Below are 16,871 nucleotides of genomic sequence, written 5' to 3'. Positions count from 1 at the left end.
ACCCCCATGTCCGCGCTCAAAGGTTCCAAGACCGAACAGTGCCTGAAGGACGCCTTCTCCGGCGAATCCCAGGCCAACCGCCGCTACCTGTACTTCGCCAACAAGGCCGACGTGGAGGGCCAGAACGACGTGGCGGCGCTGTTCCGCTCCACCGCCGAAGGCGAGACCGGTCACGCACATGGGCATCTGGAGTTTCTGGAGCAGTCGGGCGATCCGGCCACCGGCCTGCCCATTGGCAACACGCGCCAGAACCTGGCGTCCGCCGTGGCCGGCGAAACCCACGAGTACACCGACATGTACCCCGGCATGGCCAAGACCGCGCGCGAAGAAGGTTTCGACGAAATCGCCGACTGGTTCGAGACCCTGGCCAAGGCCGAACGCTCGCACGCGAACCGCTACCAGAAAGCCCTGAACGAGCTGGTGGACTGAACGGGTCACCCCCTGCGCCGCTGACGCGGCTTCCCCCTGACAGGGGGACGACACCTGCGGCCCGGCAAAGCCGGTTCCGCGGTGTCCCTGGAAGGGGAGCCTTTCGCTCCGGGCGCCGTTTTGAATGCGCTTTGCCGAGCGCTTTCAAAAAACCACGAGCCAGCCCGCACAGACGAGGACCCGAGACATGGCCACCGAAGGCAACCTGCAGGCGCCGACGCGCCACCCGCTGGATTGGCAGAGCCCCGATTTCTACGACGAAGCGAAGTGCTTCCACGAGCTGGAGCGCATCTTCGACATCTGCCACGGTTGCCGCCGCTGCGTGAGCCTGTGCGGCTCATTCCCGACGTTGTTCGATCTGGTCGACGAAGGCCCGAGCGGCGAGGTCGACGGCGTGCAAAAGGCCGACTATTGGAAGGTGGTGGACCAGTGCTACATGTGCGACCTCTGCTACATGACCAAGTGCCCGTACACCCCGCCGCACGAATGGAACCTGGACTTCCCGCACACCATGCTGCGGGCCAAGGCGATCAAGTTCAAGAAGGGTGAGGTCAAGACCAGCGAAAAGCTGCTCGCCTCCACCGACGTGCACGGCCAGTTCGCCGGGATTCCGATCGTGGTGCAGGTGGTCAACGCGGTGAACAGGACCAAGGCCGCTCGCGGCGTGATGGAAAACGTGATGGGCGTGGACAAGGACGCCTGGCTGCCCGATCTGGCGACCCAACGCTTCCGCTGGGCCGCGCCCGACGCCAAGGCCACCCAGGTGGTGGACGGCGAGAAGACGCCCGGCAAGGTGGCGATCTTCTCCACCTGCTACATCAACCACAACGAACCCGGTATCGGCCTGGACCTGCTCAAGATCCTCGACCACAATCACATCCCCTACACCCTCGTCGAGAAGGAAAAGTGCTGCGGCATGCCCAAGCTGGAGCTGGGCGACCTGGACTCGGTGCAGGCCAGCAAAGAGGCCAACATTCCGGTGCTGGCGAAGTACGCCCGCGACGGCTACGCCATCCTCGCTGCCGTGCCGAGTTGCGCGCTGATGTTCAAGCAGGAAATCCCGCTCATGTTCCCCGACGACGCCGACACGCAGCTCGTCAAGGAACACATGTGGGACCCGTTCGAGTACCTGATGGCGCGCAAGCGCGATGGTCTTCTGAAGACCGAGTTTCCGCAGAAGCTGGGCAACATCAGCTACCAGATCCCCTGCCACGGCCGGGTGCAGAACATCGGCCGCAAGACCGAAGAGATGCTCAAGATGGTCCCGGACACCACGGTGAACACCATCGAACGCTGCTCGGGCCACGCCGGCACCTTCGGTGTCAAGAAGGGCTCGCACCAGCAGGCCATGAAGATCGGCAAGCCGGTGTTCAAGGCCATGGCGACCATGAAGGATGGCAGCCAACCCGACTACATCAGCTCCGACTGCCCGTTGGGCGGCCACCACATCGCGCAGGGTTTTGACGTGAACGGCCACGGCGCACCCGAACTGAACCACCCGCTGACCCTGGTCCGCAAGGCCTATGGACTGGAGTGACCCCCACGCTCCACCGCTGCGCGGGTCGCTGCCCCCCATGGGGGCGCGTTTGCCTTGGGGCGGCCCGGCGGCAAAACCATGAAGGACCACACCATGCAACTGACCGGACACATCACCGCCGACAGCCTGATGAGCCTGGAGGCCTACAGCAAGTGGCGCAAAGTGCACAAGGCCGAGGTCATGGCGCACCGCAAACGGCGCACCGTGCATCTGGGCGAGCACATCACGCTGAACTTCGAGTCCGAAACGACCATGCGCTACCAGATCCAGGAGATGCTGCGCATCGAAAAGATCTTCGAGGAAGAAGGCACCCAGAGCGAAATCGAGGCCTACGCGCCGCTGGTGCCCGACGGCAGCAACTGGAAGGCGACGATGATGATCGCGTACACCGACATCCCCGAGCGCCAGCGCGAACTCGCGCGCCTGATCGGCGTGGAGGACCGCATGTTTGTCGAGGTCGAGGGCCACCATCGGGTCTACGCCATCGCCGACGAAGACCTGGACCGCGAAACCGCGGAAAAGACCAGCGCCGTGCATTTCCTGCGCTTCGAGTTCACGCCCGCGATGCGCGCCGCCATCCGCGCTGGCGCCGCGGTCAAGCTCGGCTGCGACCACACGCACTACCCGGCGCATGTGCAGGTGCCGGCGGAGGCGCTGGCCAGTCTGGCGGGGGACCTGGCGTAGCGCTCAGGCGGCCGGCCAGCGGGCCCAGTCGTCGTCGCGGGGCGCCTCGATGCGCAGCGCGTGCCCGCTGACGGGGTGCGCCAGCGCCAGACCGCTCGCATGCAGCCACAGCCGCTGCACCCCCAGCCACGCAGCCACCGCCCGGTTCAGCGGCCCTTTGCCGTGCGTGGCGTCGCCGATGATCGGGTGGGCGATGTGCTTCAGGTGGCGCCGCAACTGGTGCCGCCGGCCGGTCAACGGTTGCAGTTCGACCAGCGCGCAGCGCGTGGCGGGAAAGCCGCCATACGGCAGCGGCAGGGCGTAGCGCGCCAGCGTGGCAAACCGGGTCTGCGCGGCCTGCACCTCCTCGCGGTCGGTGCGCATGTCGTCGGGCATGCGCCGCAGCGGGTGGTCGATCAGGCCCCCGTCGGCCGGCCAGCCGCGCACGATGGCGTGGTAGGTTTTCTGCAGGCCCTGGCCCGCTTCGAACGCCCGGCCGAGCTGGCCTGCTGTCGTGGCATCCAGCGCGAACAGCAGCACGCCGCTGGTGCCCTTGTCGAGCCGGTGCGCCGGCCAGACCGGCTGGCCGATCTGGTCGCGCAGCCACTGCACCGCAAAGCGCGTTTCGCCCGCGTCCAGTCCGGTGCGGTGCACCAGCAGGCCGGGAGGCTTGTGGATGGCGATCAGGTGCGCGTCGCGGTACAAGATCGTCAGGGGGGCATCGGCGTTCACGCGGCGCATTGTCCGCCAGGGCACCGCGGCCCGCGGGCCGCACGGGTAAACTTTCCGCGCCGCTGGCGGGCGTGCCCGTCTTCTCCACTTTTTTCTTCTGCTCTGAACATGGTCTGGGTTCCCCCAACTTTCCGGATGGCGTGCGGGCTGCTCCTGTGTGCGGTGCTGGGCCTGGCTGGCTGCGGCAAACAGGGCGTGGAGCTGGGCGAAGGGGGCTCGGTGGTCCAGGGTTCGGCCGGCCCGCAAGGGGCGCACAACGCCGCCACCGACCTGCGTACCTGTCCCGCGCCGGTGGCGGTGGTCGCGCTCATGGAGAACCCCGGCGGGTACGTGGGCATTGGACAAGGCGGGCTGCCGAATTCCCCTTTGCCGCTGGTGCGGGTGCTGATGCAGCAAAGCGGCTGCTTCCGGGTGGTGGACCGCCACTCGGGCCTGAAGGCCACGGTGCGCGAACAGGAACTGAAGGAAGACGGTGTCCTGCGCCAGGACGACACCACGGTGCAGAAGGGGCGCGGTATCGTGGCCCAGTACACGCTGGTGCCGAGCCTGACGTTTTCCGAGCAGGATGCGGGCCGGCAGATCGGCGGCATCCTGGCGCGCATTCCCGGGCTGGACATGCTGGCCGGCGCGGCCGAACAGGTCAAGTTCAAGGAGGCGCAGGTGGTGCTGCTGCTGACCGACAACGAAACCACCGAACAGCTGTCGGCCGCCACCGGCGCCGCGCGCAGCACCGACCTCGGGCTGGGCGGGCTGACTTTCGGCAAGGGCGGCGGCCTGGGTGGGCTGGGGTGGAGCAATACCCATGAAGGCAAGGTCATCGCTGCGGCATTCCTGGACGCGCACAATCAACTGGTTGCCGAGCTGTCGCAGCTCGTGGCCAAACCCCTGCCCGCCCCCGTGCCCACCCGTTCGCCGGGGTGAGCTGGGCGCGGCGCCTGCTTTCTGACGACCGACATGCTGTTTTTGATTTCTCCCGCGAAGGCCCTGGACTACGAGACGCCCCCGCACGTGGCCACCCACACCCAGCCGCTGTTCGTGAAGGACGCAACCGAGCTGATCACCGTGTTGCGCGACAAGAGCCCGCAGCAGGTGGCCGAGCTGATGGACCTGTCCGACCAGCTTGCCGGCCTGAATGTGGCGCGTTACCAGGCCTGGCGGCCGAAGTTCACGGCCCGCAATGCCAAGCAGGCGGTGCTGGCCTTCGATGGTGACGTGTACGGCGGGCTGGACGCGTGTTCGCTGGGCGAGCCCGAACTCGACTGGCTGCAGCAGCATCTGTGCATTCTCAGCGGCCTCTACGGGGTGCTGCGGCCGCTCGACTGGATGCAGCCCTACCGGCTGGAGATGGGCACCCGTCTGGTCACGCCCCGGGGCAAGAACCTCTACCAGTTCTGGGGTACCCGGATCGCCGACTACCTCAATCAACGGGCCCGGGCCGACAAGACGCCGGTGGTGGTCAACCTCGCCAGCGAGGAGTACTTCAAGGCGGTCGACCGCCGCGCGCTGCAGCCGCGTGTGGTGACCTGCGTGTTCGAAGAGCGCAAGGGCGACGCGTACAAGGTGATCAGTTTCATGGCCAAGCGTGCGCGCGGGCTGATGGTGCGCCACGCCGTGCAGCACCGCATCACCCGGGTCGAGCAGCTCCAGAGCTTTGATCGGGAGGGTTACCGCTTTGTGCCGGCCGCGTCCGAGGCCGACCGGCTGGTGTTCCGCCGCGACGCCAAGGCTTGAGAGGCTTGCCGTGAAAGACACCTTGAGTCAGGCGATCACCCCGGAGCTGCGCCAGTGGATCGTCGAGCAGGCGTCGGCCGGTTTCCCGCCCGACGCCGTGCTGCAGGCCATGATCGCGGCCGGCTGGCGTGAGGACGTGGCGGGGCAGGCGCTGGAAGCGACCCTGCGCGAACACCTGCGCACCCGCACGGAGGGGCGGCCGGTGCCGGTTGTGCCCAGCCAGCCGGTGCAGGCCGGGGCGCTGTCCCCGGCCGTCGAGCCGGGGGCCTTGCCCGAAGTCCGGCTCGGCGGGTCGCCGCGACAGATCGATCTGGGCGACCGCGTGGTCGAGGTGCTCGCGACGCTGCAACTGCCGCGGGTCGTGGTGCTGGGCGGGCTGCTCAGTGCCGAGGAGTGCGAAGGCCTCATCGAGGCGGCGCAGCCGCGCATGGCGCGTTCGCGCACGGTGCAGACCCGCACCGGTGGCGAAGAGCTCAACCCCGACCGCACCAGCGACGGGATGTTTTTCAACCGGGGTGAAAGCGCGCTGCTCGAACGCATCGAGGCGCGCATCGCCCGCCTGGTGGCCTGGCCGGTCGAAAACGGCGAAGGCATGCAGGTGCTCAACTACCGCGTGGGCGCCGAGTACAAGGCGCACTACGACTACTTCGATCCCGCCGAACCCGGCACCCCCACCATCCTGCGCCGCGGCGGCCAGCGTGTGGCCACCCTGGTGATGTACCTGAACGAGCCGGTGCGCGGCGGCGGCACCACCTTCCCCGACGTGGGGCTGGAGGTGGCGCCGCAGCGCGGCAACGCGGTGTTCTTCAGCTACGACCGTCCCCACCCGGCCACCCGCACGCTGCACGGCGGCGCGCCGGTGCTGGAGGGCGAAAAATGGGTCGCCACCAAGTGGCTGCGCGAGCGGGTGTTCGTCTGACCCCGCCACCGCATTCCCGGCGCTGCCCGAGTCCTCCCTTCTGCTGTTTTTCATGAGCCTGCACACCCCCGAACAATCCCAGTTGGGCAAGGCGTCGGCCTATGCCGACCAATACGACCCGGCGCTGCTGTTTCCGTTGCCGCGCGCGCCCAAGCGGCAGGAAATCGGTATCCACGGCAGCGTGCCTTTTCTGGGGGCCGATCTCTGGACGGCCTTCGAGCTGTCGTGGCTGAACCCGCGGGGCAAACCGCAGGTGGCCATTGCCCACATCACGGTTCCCTGCGAAAGCACGCACATCGTCGAAAGCAAGTCGTTCAAGCTCTACCTCAACAGCTTCAACAACACGCGCTTCGAGGACGCGGACGCGGTGCGCGACCGCCTTCGCAGCGACGTGAGTGCGGCCATCTGGCACGGCGATCCGGTGCGTTCGAGCGCCGGGGTGCGCCTGCTGACGCCACCGCTGTTCGAGTGCGAGCCGGTGCGAGAACTCGAAGGCCTGTCGATCGACCGGCTCGACGTGGAGTGCACGCGCTACCAGCCCGCGCCCGACCTGCTGACGGCCGCGCTGGATGAAAAACCCGTGACCGAAATCCTCACCAGCGACCTGCTCAAAAGCAACTGCCTGGTGACCGGTCAGCCCGACTGGGGCAGCGTGCAGATCAGCTACACCGGGCCGCAGATCGATCAGGCCGGGCTGCTGCAGTACATCGTGAGCTTTCGCAACCACAACGAATTCCACGAGCAGTGCGTCGAGCGCATCTACATGGACATCTGGGCGCGCTGCCGGCCGGCCAGGCTGTCGGTGTACGCGCGCTACACCCGCCGCGGCGGGCTGGACATCAACCCCTGGCGCACCAGCCACCCCCAGCTGCCGCCGGCCAATGTGCGCACGGCGCGCCAGTGACCGGGGCGCGTAGCCTGGCGGCGCTCAGAGCATTTTTTCGATCAGCGCGCCCTGGAACAGCACCGGGCCCGTCGGGCCGCCCTCGCCGGGCACGCCGCCCTGGGGCTCCAGGCTGATGGCCAGCGCCGGCACCTGGCGCACCTGGCCTTCGCCGGCCGTGAGGTGGAGCAGGGGATCGCGCCCCAGCACGCCGAGCGAGCGGGGCGCGCCGCCCGGCGGCAGGGCCCAGAGTTGCAGCGACTTGTCGGCCGCTTCCTGATAACCGCCCACGCGCTGCAGGGTCAGCGTCTGGCGCTGGGGGTCGAAGGTGACCAGCATGGCCGGGTGCGCGCTGTCGTCGTTGAGCACCGCGACGTAGGCCACCTGGGGTGTGGCGGCCAGGCGGGCCTGCAGGTTGAGCACCTGGCCGCCCAGATCGTTCTTCACGCCGACCGTGGTCACCACCGCCAGCACGGTGGCCAGGGCGCCCGCGCCAGCGGCGCCGCGCCACAACGGCAGGCTGGACCACCAACTGCGCCGTGCCGGTGTGGGCGTGGCGCGCGCGGCGGCCATGGCCTGGCGTTCGCGCTCGGCCTGCACCAGGTTGTGCACGCGGGGCCACACGCTGGCCGGTGCTGCGACCGGCGCTTGCAGCTCGTTGAGGCTGGCGACGCGGCTCTGCCAGATCAGCGCGGCGGCCCGCACGGGGGCGCGCTCGCGCGCCAGGGCTTCGAAGCGCCGGCGTGCCGCGCCGCGCAGGGTGCCCAGCGCGTAGGCGGCGGCCAGGCGGTCCAGCAGGTCGGGGTGGCGATGGATGTCCATGGTCCGCTCCGGCTTCAGGCAAAGCGGGCCATGCAGGCCCGCAACTGGTCGAGCCCGCGCCGGATCCAGGTCTTGACCGTGCCCAGCGGCAGTTGCAGGTGCTGGGCCAGTTCGCCGTGGCTGAGGTCGCGCAGGTAGGCCAGGTTCACCACCTGGCGCTGCTTGTGTTCCAGCCGGCCCAGGCACTGGTGCAGGGCCCAGGCCTGCTGGCTCGCCAGGCTGGTGTCCAGCGGGTTGGGGGCATCGCCTTCGAGCGTCTCGACCAGGGCCTCGTCATCGAGGTCCGTGCGCAGGTGTTCGCGTTCGGCCTTGCGCCGGCGCAGCAGATCGAGGGAGCGGCTGCGCACCATCAGGCCGAGCCAGGCCATCGGGGGGCTGAGGCTGGCCTGGTAGTCGCCCGCCGAGCGCCACACCTGCAGAAAGGTCTCCTGCAAGGCGTCTTCGGCGCCTTCCGCGTGGCCCAGGACGCGCAGGGCCAGACCGTAGAGCTTGCCGGAGGTGTGGTCGTACAGCGCTTTGAGGGCGGCTTCGTCCTGTGCCGCCACGCGGCCGATCAGGTGGATCAGGTGGTCGTCGGTGGCGTCGGGCATGGCCGCATTGTGGGCCATTTCGAGCCGGCGCCACCGTGCCGACGGGTGCACACCCACCATCGTCCGCAGGGTGGCGGCGGTGGCTGCCGGCGGGTGCCAGGCGGGCAAGGGAGGGTGGGTCAGAACGGGCATCGCGGGATTCGGCAAAGGGTATGGGCAGGTACGCACAGCAGCCCCGGATGGATGCCGGCAACCAATACCCCTTCGATTTTTGGGTGTTTGTGAATCCGGGGGTGGTGGTGCCGGCGTATTGGGGACACCAGCGCGCTGTGGCGGCTGGCGATGACCCCCACGAACCTTTCAGACCTGAGGAAACACCATGCAAACAACCACCGCTCCCCTGTCTTCCATCGCTTCGCGCCGCCGCTTCATGGGCCAGGGCGCCACGCTGTCTGCCGTCGCGGTCGCCCTGCTGGCCGGCAAGGACGCGCTGGCCCAGGGCCAGAAGGCCGACACGTCCAAGGATGTGGGCATCCTCAACGTGGCCCTGGGCCTGGAGCACGAGGCGATCAACGCCTACCAGCTGGGCGCCGCCAGCGGCCTGCTGCAAAAGCCCGTGCTCGACGTGGCCGTGCAGTTCCAGGGTCACCACAAGACCCACCGCGACGCGCTGATCGCCACCATCCAAAAGCTCGGCGGCACGCCGGTGGCCGAAAAGAAGCTGGACGACTACGCCAAGGCGCTGAACGCGGGTGCGCTCAAGGGCCAGGCCGATGTGCTGGACCTGGCGGCCCGGCTGGAGCTGGGCGCCACCAACGCCTACCTGAGCGTCATCCCTGCGCTGGGCGATCGCGAGCTGGCCAAGGTGGCGGCCCGCCTGGCCGCCGACGAAACCATGCACTTCACGGTGCTGAACGGCGCGCTGGGCCGCCCGCTGCCGCCCGGGGCGCTGTCGTTCGGCGCCTGATGCCGCCGTTGCCCAGCCCTTCGCTGCCCATTGCCTTGTCTTTTCCCCCACTTCACAGGAGTCTCTCCATGTTCTTCCAAACCGCTTCCGTCGCCGTCGCCGCTCTGGCCCTGTCGGCCTGCGCCAGCCCGATGGGCGGCATGTCCACCCCGTTTTCGCAGGCCGGTCTGCCGGCTGCCGTGCAGGTGCCGGCCGGCCACCAGGTGGCCATGGAAACCGTGGGGGTGGGCCGCATCACCTACGAATGCCGCGCCAAGAAGGACATGGCCGGCCAGTTCGAGTGGGTGTTCGTTGGCCCCGATGCGAAGCTGATGGACCGCGCCGGCAAGACCGTGGGCAAGTACTACGGCCCGCCCGCCACCTGGGAGAGCATGGACGGCTCCAAGCTCACCGCGACGCAACTCGCGGTGGCACCGGGGGGCGCCGGCAACATTCCGCTGCAACTGGTCAAGGCCAACCCGGCCATGGGCATGGGCGCGATGCAGGGCGTGGCCTACATCCAGCGTGTGGCCACGCAGGGCGGTGTGGCACCGGCCGCGCCCTGCGGCGCGGGCAACACCGGCAGCCAGCAGGTCGTCAACTACCGTGCCGACTACATCTTCTGGAAGGCGGCCTGATCAGACGGCGCGGCCGAAGCCTTCGAGCAGGTTGACGGCATTGATGCCTACTTCGGCGACCGCATAACCGCCTTCGAAGGTGAACACCGTGGGCAGTCCGGCACCCGCCAGGGCCTGGCCCACGGTGGCGTAGTCGGCGCTGCGCAGGTGGAAGCCGGAGATGGGATCGCCCTCGAAGGTGTCCAGGCCCATCGGCACCACCAGCGCGCTGGCACCGAAGTTGGTCACGGCCTGCAGGGCCGTGTCGAGCGCCACTCGCCAGTCGGTAAAACCGGTGCCCCGTGGTAGCGGCAGGTTGAGGTTGGCGCCTTCGCCGGCGCCGGCACCGCGCTCGTCGGCGTGGCCGAGGAAAAACGGGTATTCGGTGCGCGGGTCGCCATGGATCGACACCGTCAGCACGTCGGCTCGCTCGTAGAAGATGGTCTGTGTGCCGTTGCCGTGGTGGTAGTCCACATCGAGCACGGCCACCCGGTGGTGACCGCCGTCGCGCAGTGCCTGGGCTGCGAGGGCGGCGTTGTTCAGGAAACAGTAGCCGCCGAAGAAGTCGGGGCCGGCGTGGTGGCCCGGCGGGCGGGTGAGCGCAAAGGCGCTGCGGGCGCCGCCGAGCACCTCGCCCGCGGCAGCCAGCGCGCAGGCTGCTCCGCTGCGCGCGGCGGCCCAGGTGCCCGCCATCAGAGGCGAGCCCGCATCGAAGCCGTACAGGCCCAGCCGGGCCGCGAAGTTGGCTGGCGGCGTGTCGGTGCGAAAGCCGTGGCGGCTGGGCAGCGGCCAGACCGAAGGCAGCACGTCGCGCTCGGCGTTGGCCGGGTCCATGGCCACCCAGTCGGCCCAGGCGGTGGCCAGGAACTGCAGGTAGTCCGGGCGGTGCACGCGGGCCAGGGCCGCGTCGAGCGTGGCGTCGCCGATGGCAGGCGAGAGCAGTTCGCCCTGGGGCCGGCGACCGAGTTCGGCCAGCACGTGGTCGAGCCGCGCGGGCACCTCGTGGCAGGGCACCATCCGGCCCCGGAACATTTCCTGCCGCCCAGCGTGGCGGTGGTGGTCGGCGTTCAGAAAGATCTTCATCCCGCCAGTGTCGCACCGCGCGGCGCGGGTGCCGGCGCGGCAGGGGGAAAAGCCTCTTGTGAGGCGGTGGTGGGCCTGCTAGGGTGGCCTGACTGCCCCGGCAGTGCCCAGGCAGTGCGTGCGTTCTCCGTGACTTTGCAGAAAGCGAGTGAGCCGTGAACACCCAGCCCCTTCACACCTTCCATTTCCCCGAGGGCACCTGCATCGCCCAGGCCCAGCCCCCCACGGGCGTGCCGGTGACGCTGTCGTCGCCCGGCCGCGCGGTGATGACCGACCTGACGCATGCGCGCGCCGCCACCATCGCGCCCGACATGCCGCTGGCTGAGGCCCGCCAGACCATGATCCACCAGGGCGTGCGGCTGCTCTTCGTGGTGGGTGCGATGCCCTGTGTCGATGGTTTGATCACGGCCAACGACCTCGAAGGCGAACGGCCGATGCAGGTCATCAGCCGGCGCCAGGTGCGCTACGAAGACCTGACGGTGGCCGACGTCATGGCGCCGCTGGCGGCGCTCGACGCGATCGGTCTGGAAGACCTGTCGCACGCCAACGTGGCGCAGGTGGTGGCCACGCTCAAGCAGGTCGGGCGGCGCCACCTGATCGTGGTGCAGAAGGCCGGGAACGGCCACGGTGCGCGGGTGCGCGGCGTGATCTCGCAGACGCAGGTGGAGCGGCAGCTCGGCCAGCCCATCGCGCTGATCGAGACGGCCAACAGCTTCGCCGAAATCCGCAGCACGCTGGCCGCCTGAGCGCAGGCGCGCAGCCCTGACCGGTGCCGGGGCTCAGCCCAGCGTCTTGAACGATTGCAGGGGCGACAGCGGCGGGAACTGGCCCTCGCGCCGCGCCTTCTGCGCGGTGATGGATTCGCGCACGTGGGCGTTGCTCCAGATCGCGCCCTGCAGCCAGCCCATCTGGCGCAGGCTGTCTTCCACGCTGTGGTCGCGCGCGTAGGCCACTGCCTGTTTGGTGCCCCAGATGGCGATGGGCGGCTTGGCGGCGATCTCGCGGGCGCATTGCAGCGCGGCGGCCAGCGTGGCTTCGGCGGTGTCGAAGACCTCGTTGACCAGCCCGTACTGCGCGGCGCGGTCCGCCGGCAGGCGGCGGCCGGTGTAGGCCAGTTCCTTGACCACGGCGAAAGGCACCAGCTTGGGCAGGCGCTGCAGCGTGCCCACGTCGGCCACCATGCCAATGTTGATTTCCTGGATGCAGAAGAAGGCATCGGCGCTGGCGTAGCGGATGCAGCCGCAGGTGACCATGTCCACCGCGCCGCCGATGCAGCCGCCGTGGATCGCGAAGATCACCGGGATGCGCAGCGCCTCGATCTTGGTGAAGGTCGCCTGCATGTCGGTCAGCAGGTCGAAGATGGCCGCGCGCCCTTCGGGGCTCTGGTCGTCCATCTGGATCGCCCCGGCAAAGGTCTCCAGCGCCATGCCGGCGCTGAAGTGCTTGCCGGTGGAACTGATCACCAGGGCCCGGGCCTTGCCCTCGGTGTGCAGCTGCGTGAGCAGGTCGTCCAGCTCGCGCCAGAAGGTCGGGTGCATGGTGTTCATCGCCTCGGGGCGGTTGAGCACCAGGTGGGCGACGTGGGTGTCAACCCAGTTCAGGGAAAAGCAGGTCGGTGTGGTCATCGGAGGCCTTGTCTCGGGGCGGGCGGGTGTGCGCGGACCCACTGTAGGGGGACTCGGTGCGGCTTTCTGTCCCGGGTTTGACGAGTTTGCCCACCCGCACCCCCAGCAGCCGGATGCGGCGGCTCAGATCGACGCGCTTGAGGCACAGGCCGGCCTGGCGCCGGATGGTGGCCGCGTCGGCGGTGGCCATGTCGATGGTGGTGTCGCGCGTGGCGATCTGGAAGTTGTCGTAGCGGATCTTGATGCCGATGGTGCGGCCGGTGTAGCCCTTGCGCTGCAGATCGGCCGCCACCTGTTCGCACAGCCGCGTGAAGATGGCGCCGAGCTCGGCCTTGTCGCGCACGGCATGCAGGTCGCGGTCAAACGTGGTTTCGCGGCTCATGCTCACGGGCTCGCTCTCGGTCTCCACGGGCCGGTCGTCGCGGCCCCAGGCCGCTTCGTGCAGCCAGGCGCCGTAGCTCTTGCCGAAATGCGCGATCAGCCAGGGCGGTTCGCGCGCCGCCAGTTCGCCGATGGTGTGGATGCCGAAGCCCTGCAGCTTGGCGTCGGCCTTGGGCCCGATGCCGTTGATCTTGCGGCAGGGCAGGGGCCAGATCAGCGCCTGCAGGTCGTCCGGCATCACGATGCTGATGCCGTTGGGCTTGTTGAACTCGCTCGCCATCTTGGCCAGCAGCTTGTTGGGCGCCACGCCGATGGAGCAGGTCAGGCCCGTGGCCTGGAAGATGCTTTTCTGGATCAGCCGCGCCAGCACGCGACCGCCTTCGCGCTGCCCGCCGGGCACGTCGGTGAAGTCGATATAGACCTCGTCCACGCCACGGTCCTGCATCACCGGCGCAATCTCCAGGATGGTCTGCTTGAACAGGCGCGAGAGGCGCTTGACCTCGTCGAAATCCACCGGCAGCAGGATCGCGTCGGGGCACAGCTTGGCCGCTTTCATCAGCCCCATGGCCGAGCCGACGCCGAACTGGCGCGCCGCGTAGGTGGCGGTGGTGGCCACGCCCCGACCGGCGTAGTCCTTCAGGCGCGGAAAGAAATCGGGCGGGATGCGGTCGAGCGTGTCCGGCCCCCACTCGCGTTTGGGATAGGTGGCGCGCAGGCGTTCGAACATCTCGGTCTCGCGCCGCCGCCCACCGCCGATCACCATCGGCAGGCCCTTGAGCTGCGGGTAGCGCAGCAGCTCGACCGACGCGTAGAAAGCGTCCATGTCGAGGTGGGCGATGCGCCGCGGGCGAGACGCCGGCGGGGTGGGTGTGGCAGGGTTCACGCGGCCAAGCATAGCGCTGTGCCGGCACGCCGGTGCGGGGGCTAAGATGCGCCGATCGGGCTGGCGACACGGCGCCGCCAGCCGGCTTTCAAGGAGAACGTTTCATGGCCAATGGGGCATCGCGCCTGATCGTGGCGCTCATCGTGGGCGGCGGCATTGCTGTCGCGGGATTTTTTGTCAGTGGCGGCCTGGAGCGCTTTCGCATGGCCGACCGCACCATCGCCGTCAAAGGCCTGGCCGAAAAGGACGTGGAGGCCGACTTCGCCATCTGGACGCTCAGCTTCCGCCGTGCCGGCAACGAATTCGCGGGCGTGCAGCAGGCGCTGGCCGCCGACCGTGAAAAGGTGCTGGCGTTCCTCAAGGCACAAGGCTTCAAGGACGACGAGCTGGAGGCCCGGCCGCTGGCGGTGCAGGACCTGCTGGCGCGCGACTACGCGCAGGGCAACGTGCCGTTCCGCTTCAATGGCAGCGGCCAGGTGCTGATCCGCTCGGCGCGGGTGACCGAGGTGGCGCAGGCCGCGCTGGCGCTGGACCCGCTGATCCAGTCCGGCGTGCAGTTCAGCGGTGATGGCGAAGGCGCGGCCGGGCCGCGTTACCAGTTGCGTGGTTTCAATGACATCAAGGCGCCGCTGCTGGCCGAAGCCACCCGCAACGCGCGCGAGCAGGCCGAGAAGTTCGCCACCGAAGCCGGGGCAAAACTGGGGCCGCTCAAGAGCGCCAACCAGGGCGTGATCCGCATCACCGGCGACGATGGCAACGACTTCGACGACGGCAGCTCGCGCAGCAAGCGGCTGCGGGTGGTCAGCTCGTTCGAGTACGAGTTGCGCTGAGCGTCGGCCCGACCCGCGAGGCCTCATCACCATGTTTTCGCATGTCTTTGTCGGGGTGAGTGACTTTGAACGTGCGCTCGCCTTCTACGGCCCGGTGATGGCCGCGCTGGGGCTGGTGCCCCGCTTCTGCGAGCGCGACCGCCCCTGGGCCGGCTGGCAACCTGCTGAAGGTGGTCGGCCGCTGTTCCTGATCGGCCAGCCTTTCGATGGCGCCGCGCACCAGCCCGGCAATGGCCAGATGGTGGCGTTCGGCGCCACCTCGCGGGAACAGGTGCGGGCGGTGTACGGCGCGGCGCTCGCGCACGGTGGCACGGGTGAAGGGGCGCCGGGCCTGCGACCCCATTACCACCCCGATTACTACGGCGCGTATTTCCGCGATCCCGATGGCAACAAACTGGCGGTCGCCTGCCACACGCCACAAGACCCGGCGCGGTCTTGAGAAGGCCGGGATGCGCCCTGGCTCAGAGGCTCTTCTGCACCAACCAGCCCTTGAACAGCCAGGGCAGGCTGGGCGGTTGACCCGCCGCCACGCCGCCCTTGTTCTCGGCGCTGATGGCCAGTTCGGTGACGCCTTGCAGGTCGGCTTCGGCCACGGGCATCTGCAGCGTCCGGTATTTGCTTTCGATGACGCCCAGCGAACGCGGAATGCCCTCGGCCGGCACCGCCCAGACCTGCATGCTGTCCTCGCGCCCTTCCTTGACGTCGTTGAGACGCTGCAGCGTCAGCTTGCCTTCCTGCGGGTCCATGGTGGCCAGCATGGCCGGCAGGCCCTGGGCGTCCAGCAGCACGCTCACATGGCGCACCTGCGGCACCTGCGCCAGACGACCTTGCAGGTGGCTGATCTGCGCCTTGAGCTGCTCGTACAGGCTGGCGCTGGCGGCCCAGCCCAGCAGCATGGCCAGCACGAGCACGATGGTCAGGGCGCGCCACCAGGGCGACACGCTGCGGGTGGTGGGGCGGGCTACAGTTTGGTCGGAATCTGCCGAAGACATGATGGTGAAAGTGGTTATTCCCGCCGTTGAAGCGGGGGCAGATGCGGCGCACAATAGGGCGCCTCGCTGCACGTCGAACGAGAGCGATTGTCCCATGAGCGTGTCGGAGCATGAACCCGAAAGTACCCGTTGGCCCGACTCTGGCAACGAGGTGCCGCTGCTGCCTGTAGGCCGGCTGATCTACGCCAGCGTCAGCCAGGTCAAGGGGTCCGCGCTCGACGAAATGCGGCGCATCCGGGAACACGCCATCGCCAACAACCAGGGGCATGGCATCCGCGTGGCGCTGCTCAACATGTGCGGGTGGTTCGTGCAGTGGATCGAAGGGCCGGAGCCGGCCATCGAACGCCTGGTCACCCGGGTGGCCCAGGACACGCGCCACCACGGCCTGACCGTCATCCACCGCAGCCACGGCAAGGCCCGTCTGATGCGGCCCTGGATCGGCTCCATCGTGCAGACCACCGAGACCTCGGCCGACTTCGCCCAGCGTGTGTTCGCGCTCAAGGAGCGGCACGAGATGGGCGACGTGATGGAGCCCGCCTCGGTCTGGCTGAGCCTGTGCTCACCGTCCGACCCCGACATGCCGGCGGCCGGCGGCGCCTACCCGCGCGTGATGCTGCTGCCGGCGCGGCGGGCGGTGTCGTTCGACCTGATCAACTGGCTGGCCCGCGAAACCTCGCGCCCGCTCATCCGCCGCCGGTTTGCCGGCAGTTCGGAAGATGCGCTCGACGTGGAAAGCGATTACCTCGACCTGCCGGGCCTGGGGCCGTGCGGCGTGCGCATCGTCGCCAACGCCCGCAAGGGGCTGGCCATGGGCATGACCCATGCGTTCCTGCCGAACTACGAAGCGGTCGTGATCCTGCTCGATGACGACGCCGAGCAGAACCACCGCATCGTCGGCAAGGTGCTGAGCGCCTGCCGCCAGGTGCACCACACGCCCACCATCATCGGGCTGGGCACGCACCTCAGCGTCACGCCCGATCTCCAGACCGAGGTGGAGCGCCAGGGCCATGCCTGGCTCGGCATCACCAGCCCCATGAGCCGGCCGGACCTGGCCGACTACTGGGAAGTGCTCGAACCCGTGCTGGACCGGATCGGTCGCTGAGCCGCCCCCGAACGCTGGCCTCAGGCGGTAGGAAAAGTGCCCGGTAGGAGCACGGAGGCATCGACGTTGTCGATCTGCGTGTGACCGCAGAAGGCCATGGTCAGGTCCAGCTCCTTGTGGATGATCTCCAGACAGCGCGAGACCCCGGCCTCGCCCATGGCGCCCA

At 68.8% G+C, this 16,871-nt stretch carries 21 protein-coding genes; 13 read left to right on the top strand and 8 right to left on the bottom strand.

From position 1 onward, the window contains the following. Positions 1 to 6 precede the first annotated feature (6 nt). From L0977_RS17570 to L0977_RS17560, 3 genes are all read left to right on the top strand, one after another. The gene (locus L0977_RS17570) at positions 7 to 429 is read left to right on the top strand and encodes a rubrerythrin family protein (RefSeq protein WP_234266158.1); all 423 of its coding nucleotides are present in this window, start codon (positions 7 to 9) and stop codon (positions 427 to 429) included. A 187-nt stretch (positions 430 to 616) separates the two neighbouring features. Beyond that, positions 617 to 1,966 (top strand): (Fe-S)-binding protein, encoded by a 1,350-nt coding sequence (locus L0977_RS17565; protein WP_234266157.1) that lies wholly within the window; start codon positions 617 to 619, stop codon positions 1,964 to 1,966. Positions 1,967 to 2,059: 93 nt separating this feature from the next. Next, positions 2,060 to 2,650, top strand: a complete 591-nt coding sequence (locus tag L0977_RS17560; RefSeq protein WP_234266156.1) for a DUF3501 family protein — start codon at positions 2,060 to 2,062, stop codon at positions 2,648 to 2,650. Positions 2,651 to 2,653: 3 nt separating this feature from the next. On the opposite strand, the gene L0977_RS17555 is transcribed toward L0977_RS17560, so the two are convergent. Further along, positions 2,654 to 3,361 carry a pseudouridine synthase gene (locus L0977_RS17555; protein WP_234266155.1) on the bottom strand — a complete coding sequence of 236 codons (708 nt, stop codon included), beginning with the start codon at positions 3,359 to 3,361 and terminating at the stop codon, positions 2,654 to 2,656. Between the two features lie 108 nt (positions 3,362 to 3,469). Here L0977_RS17555 and L0977_RS17550 point away from each other — a divergent pair, with 108 nt between their 5' ends. From L0977_RS17550 to queF, 4 genes are read left to right on the top strand one after another with little or no spacing between them, the layout of a single operon-like run. After that, on the top strand, positions 3,470 to 4,282 hold the full coding sequence (locus tag L0977_RS17550; RefSeq protein ID WP_234266154.1) for a CsgG/HfaB family protein: 813 nt from the start codon (positions 3,470 to 3,472) through the stop codon (positions 4,280 to 4,282). Between the two features lie 33 nt (positions 4,283 to 4,315). Further along, positions 4,316 to 5,092, top strand: a complete 777-nt coding sequence (yaaA, locus tag L0977_RS17545; protein ID WP_234266153.1) for a peroxide stress protein YaaA — start codon at positions 4,316 to 4,318, stop codon at positions 5,090 to 5,092. Between the two features lie 10 nt (positions 5,093 to 5,102). Beyond that, positions 5,103 to 6,011, top strand: a complete 909-nt coding sequence (locus L0977_RS17540) for a 2OG-Fe(II) oxygenase (protein WP_234266152.1) — start codon at positions 5,103 to 5,105, stop codon at positions 6,009 to 6,011. A gap of 58 nt (positions 6,012 to 6,069) precedes the next feature. Further along, positions 6,070 to 6,915, top strand: coding sequence for an NADPH-dependent 7-cyano-7-deazaguanine reductase QueF (queF, locus tag L0977_RS17535; RefSeq protein WP_234266255.1), 846 nt, complete (start codon positions 6,070 to 6,072; stop codon positions 6,913 to 6,915). A gap of 24 nt (positions 6,916 to 6,939) precedes the next feature. Here the strand turns inward: queF and L0977_RS17530 are convergent, their stop codons facing one another. Both L0977_RS17530 and L0977_RS17525 read right to left on the bottom strand, forming a co-directional pair. Then, positions 6,940 to 7,716, bottom strand: a complete 777-nt coding sequence (locus L0977_RS17530; RefSeq protein WP_234266151.1) for an anti-sigma factor — start codon at positions 7,714 to 7,716, stop codon at positions 6,940 to 6,942. A 14-nt stretch (positions 7,717 to 7,730) separates the two neighbouring features. Beyond that, complete coding sequence (locus L0977_RS17525) at positions 7,731 to 8,324, bottom strand: sigma-70 family RNA polymerase sigma factor (protein ID WP_234266254.1); 594 nt, start codon at positions 8,322 to 8,324, stop codon at positions 7,731 to 7,733. A gap of 301 nt (positions 8,325 to 8,625) precedes the next feature. Between L0977_RS17525 and L0977_RS17520 the strand changes: the two genes are divergently transcribed. Next, the gene (locus L0977_RS17520) at positions 8,626 to 9,213 is read left to right on the top strand and encodes a ferritin-like domain-containing protein (RefSeq protein WP_234266150.1); all 588 of its coding nucleotides are present in this window, start codon (positions 8,626 to 8,628) and stop codon (positions 9,211 to 9,213) included. 68 nt (positions 9,214 to 9,281) lie between these two features. Next, the gene (locus tag L0977_RS17515) at positions 9,282 to 9,830 is read left to right on the top strand and encodes a DUF3455 domain-containing protein (RefSeq protein WP_234266149.1); all 549 of its coding nucleotides are present in this window, start codon (positions 9,282 to 9,284) and stop codon (positions 9,828 to 9,830) included. Here L0977_RS17515 and L0977_RS17510 read toward each other — a convergent pair whose 3' ends face one another. Beyond that, entirely contained in the window at positions 9,831 to 10,892 is a 1,062-nt protein-coding gene (locus tag L0977_RS17510) for a histone deacetylase family protein (RefSeq protein ID WP_234266148.1), read from the bottom strand. Between the two features lie 155 nt (positions 10,893 to 11,047). On the opposite strand from L0977_RS17510, the gene L0977_RS17505 reads away from it, so the two are divergent. Continuing rightward, positions 11,048 to 11,638, top strand: coding sequence for a CBS domain-containing protein (locus L0977_RS17505; protein ID WP_234266147.1), 591 nt, complete (start codon positions 11,048 to 11,050; stop codon positions 11,636 to 11,638). Positions 11,639 to 11,671: 33 nt separating this feature from the next. Here L0977_RS17505 and L0977_RS17500 read toward each other — a convergent pair whose 3' ends face one another. Beyond that, a complete protein-coding gene (locus L0977_RS17500; RefSeq protein ID WP_234266146.1) occupies positions 11,672 to 12,517 on the bottom strand; it encodes an enoyl-CoA hydratase-related protein in 846 nt (281 codons plus the stop codon). Then, positions 12,480 to 13,721 carry a Y-family DNA polymerase gene (locus L0977_RS17495; protein ID WP_442786651.1) on the bottom strand — a complete coding sequence of 414 codons (1,242 nt, stop codon included), beginning with the start codon at positions 13,719 to 13,721 and terminating at the stop codon, positions 12,480 to 12,482. Before L0977_RS17495 ends, L0977_RS17500 begins: the two co-directional genes overlap by 38 nt. Positions 13,722 to 13,885: 164 nt before the next feature. Here L0977_RS17495 and L0977_RS17490 point away from each other — a divergent pair, with 164 nt between their 5' ends. Further along, positions 13,886 to 14,611, top strand: a complete 726-nt coding sequence (locus tag L0977_RS17490; RefSeq protein WP_234266144.1) for an SIMPL domain-containing protein — start codon at positions 13,886 to 13,888, stop codon at positions 14,609 to 14,611. 31 nt (positions 14,612 to 14,642) lie between these two features. Further along, entirely contained in the window at positions 14,643 to 15,050 is a 408-nt protein-coding gene (locus L0977_RS17485; RefSeq protein WP_234266143.1) for a VOC family protein, read from the top strand. A gap of 22 nt (positions 15,051 to 15,072) precedes the next feature. Here L0977_RS17485 and L0977_RS17480 read toward each other — a convergent pair whose 3' ends face one another. Next, positions 15,073 to 15,603, bottom strand: coding sequence for an anti-sigma factor domain-containing protein (locus L0977_RS17480; RefSeq protein ID WP_234266142.1), 531 nt, complete (start codon positions 15,601 to 15,603; stop codon positions 15,073 to 15,075). Positions 15,604 to 15,697: 94 nt separating this feature from the next. Between L0977_RS17480 and L0977_RS17475 the strand changes: the two genes are divergently transcribed. After that, positions 15,698 to 16,705, top strand: coding sequence for a BLUF domain-containing protein (locus L0977_RS17475; RefSeq protein ID WP_234266141.1), 1,008 nt, complete (start codon positions 15,698 to 15,700; stop codon positions 16,703 to 16,705). Positions 16,706 to 16,725: 20 nt separating this feature from the next. On the opposite strand, the gene L0977_RS17470 is transcribed toward L0977_RS17475, so the two are convergent. Next, positions 16,726 to 16,871: alpha-hydroxy-acid oxidizing protein (locus L0977_RS17470; RefSeq protein WP_234266253.1), on the bottom strand; the 146-nt coding region annotated here is incomplete at its 5' end.

Origin of the sequence: Hydrogenophaga sp. NFH-34 (assembly GCF_021401345.1) — a bacterium.
Lineage (GTDB): Bacteria > Pseudomonadota > Gammaproteobacteria > Burkholderiales > Burkholderiaceae_C > Hydrogenophaga > Hydrogenophaga electricum.
This window is presented reverse-complemented; position numbering and strand designations above follow the sequence as displayed.

Excerpts from the sequence above, each read along its gene's own strand:
- L0977_RS17570 (WP_234266158.1), top strand. The coding sequence starts at position 7 with ATGTCCGCGCTCAAAGGTTCCAAGACCGAACAGTGCCTGAAGGACGCC.
- L0977_RS17565 (WP_234266157.1), top strand. The coding sequence starts at position 617 with ATGGCCACCGAAGGCAACCTGCAGGCGCCGACGCGCCACCCGCTGGAT.
- L0977_RS17560 (WP_234266156.1), top strand. The coding sequence starts at position 2,060 with ATGCAACTGACCGGACACATCACCGCCGACAGCCTGATGAGCCTGGAG.
- L0977_RS17550 (WP_234266154.1), top strand. The coding sequence starts at position 3,470 with ATGGTCTGGGTTCCCCCAACTTTCCGGATGGCGTGCGGGCTGCTCCTG.
- yaaA (WP_234266153.1), top strand. The coding sequence starts at position 4,316 with ATGCTGTTTTTGATTTCTCCCGCGAAGGCCCTGGACTACGAGACGCCC.
- L0977_RS17530 (WP_234266151.1), bottom strand. The coding sequence starts at position 7,716 with ATGGACATCCATCGCCACCCCGACCTGCTGGACCGCCTGGCCGCCGCC.
- L0977_RS17525 (WP_234266254.1), bottom strand. The coding sequence starts at position 8,324 with ATGGCCCACAATGCGGCCATGCCCGACGCCACCGACGACCACCTGATC.
- L0977_RS17520 (WP_234266150.1), top strand. The coding sequence starts at position 8,626 with ATGCAAACAACCACCGCTCCCCTGTCTTCCATCGCTTCGCGCCGCCGC.
- L0977_RS17515 (WP_234266149.1), top strand. The coding sequence starts at position 9,282 with ATGTTCTTCCAAACCGCTTCCGTCGCCGTCGCCGCTCTGGCCCTGTCG.
- L0977_RS17510 (WP_234266148.1), bottom strand. The coding sequence starts at position 10,892 with ATGAAGATCTTTCTGAACGCCGACCACCACCGCCACGCTGGGCGGCAG.
- L0977_RS17500 (WP_234266146.1), bottom strand. The coding sequence starts at position 12,517 with ATGACCACACCGACCTGCTTTTCCCTGAACTGGGTTGACACCCACGTC.
- L0977_RS17495 (WP_442786651.1), bottom strand. The coding sequence starts at position 13,721 with ATGGACGCTTTCTACGCGTCGGTCGAGCTGCTGCGCTACCCGCAGCTC.
- L0977_RS17490 (WP_234266144.1), top strand. The coding sequence starts at position 13,886 with ATGGCCAATGGGGCATCGCGCCTGATCGTGGCGCTCATCGTGGGCGGC.
- L0977_RS17485 (WP_234266143.1), top strand. The coding sequence starts at position 14,643 with ATGTTTTCGCATGTCTTTGTCGGGGTGAGTGACTTTGAACGTGCGCTC.
- L0977_RS17480 (WP_234266142.1), bottom strand. The coding sequence starts at position 15,603 with ATGTCTTCGGCAGATTCCGACCAAACTGTAGCCCGCCCCACCACCCGC.
- L0977_RS17475 (WP_234266141.1), top strand. The coding sequence starts at position 15,698 with ATGAGCGTGTCGGAGCATGAACCCGAAAGTACCCGTTGGCCCGACTCT.